Annotated in this window: 1 protein-coding gene; it reads right to left on the minus strand. The window is 66.5% G+C overall.

Features of this window, described 5'->3' with window-relative positions:
* Positions 1-1,407: methyl-accepting chemotaxis protein McpA (gene mcpA, locus F3J43_RS23635; protein WP_166892998.1), on the minus strand; the 1,407-nt coding region annotated here is incomplete at both ends.

A 1,407-nucleotide genomic window follows, 5' to 3' on the forward strand; every position in this document is an offset into this window, starting at 1 on the left:
ACCAGTTGCTTCAACCGCCCGGCCTGCTGGCTCAGGGCGTCGCAGTGGCGCAGGGTCTCGTTGAGGTTCTCCACGCCTTGCTGGTTCAGCGCGTTGATCTGGGTGATGTCCAGGTTCAGGCTCTCGACCACGGCGGTCTGCTCCTCGGTGGCGGTGGCCACCGACTGGTTCATGCCGTCGATCTCGCCGATGCGCTGGGTCACGCTGGCCAGGCGCTCGCCGGCCTGGTTGGCGACCTGCACGGTCTCTTCGCTGGACACCTGGCTGGTGTTCATGGTGTGCACGGCTTCGCGCGAACCGACCTGCAGGCTGGTGATCATGCGGTGGATCTCTTCGGCCGATTCCTGGGTGCGGTGGGCCAGGTTGCGCACTTCGTCGGCGACCACGGCGAAGCCACGGCCGGCTTCACCGGCGCGGGCGGCCTCGATGGCGGCGTTGAGGGCCAGCAGGTTGGTCTGCTGGGAGATGCCCTTGATCACGTCGAGGATCTTGCCGATCTCGTCGGTGCTGGCGTTGAGGGTCTCGATCTGCTCGCACGACTCGCTGATGCGCTCGGACAGTGCGGTCATGGCGCTGATGGCTTCCTCGACCACCTGACGACCGCCGTTGGCCTGCTCGCTGGCGCCGCTGGCGTGCTGCGAGGCGTCGGCGGCGTTGCGGGCGATCTCCTGGGTGGCGGCGCCCAGTTCGTTGATCGCGGCGGCGACGCTGTTGGTGCGCATGCTCTGCTCTTCGGAACCGGTGAGCGAGGCGTTGGAGGCGACCACGACCTTTTCCGACAGGTCATGCACCAGGCGGGTGGCCGAGGAGACTTCGCTGATCGAGGCGTGGATACGCTCGACGAAGCGGTTGAACGAGGTGGCCAGTTCGCCGAACTCGTCCTTCTGCTCGACGGTCAGGCGGCGGGTCAGGTCGCCTTCGCCTTCGGCGATGTCCTGCATGGCGCGGCCCATGGTGGTCAGCGGCCGCATCAGCACTGGGATCAGCAGGCCGAGCAGGCCGGCGATGACGGCCACGGCGATGAGCATGGCGATGATGGCCGAAGTGCGGAACTGGCTGAGAGGTGCGTAGGCTTTTTCTTTGTCGATAGACAGGCCGATGAACCACTGTGCCGAAGGCAGGCCTTCGACGGGGGCGAAGGAGATGATGCGGTCCTTGCCGTCGAGGCTGACCTCCTGGATGCCGGTTTCCACGCGCAGGGGCGAGCCTGGGTAGATGTCCTTGAGGTTCTTCATCACCCGGTCCTTGTCCGGGCTGACGATGACCTGGCCGTTGCGGTCGACCAGGAAGGCGTGGCCGATGCCGCCGAAGTCGACGGCGTTGATGATGTCGACCAGGGTGCTGAGGCTGAGGTCGCCGCCGACCACGCCGAGCAGCTCGCCGCTGCCCTTGGCCTTGACCGGCATG

The organism is Pantoea sp. Cy-639, assembly GCF_011752525.1.
In the GTDB taxonomy this organism is placed as follows: Bacteria; Pseudomonadota; Gammaproteobacteria; order Pseudomonadales; family Pseudomonadaceae; genus Aquipseudomonas.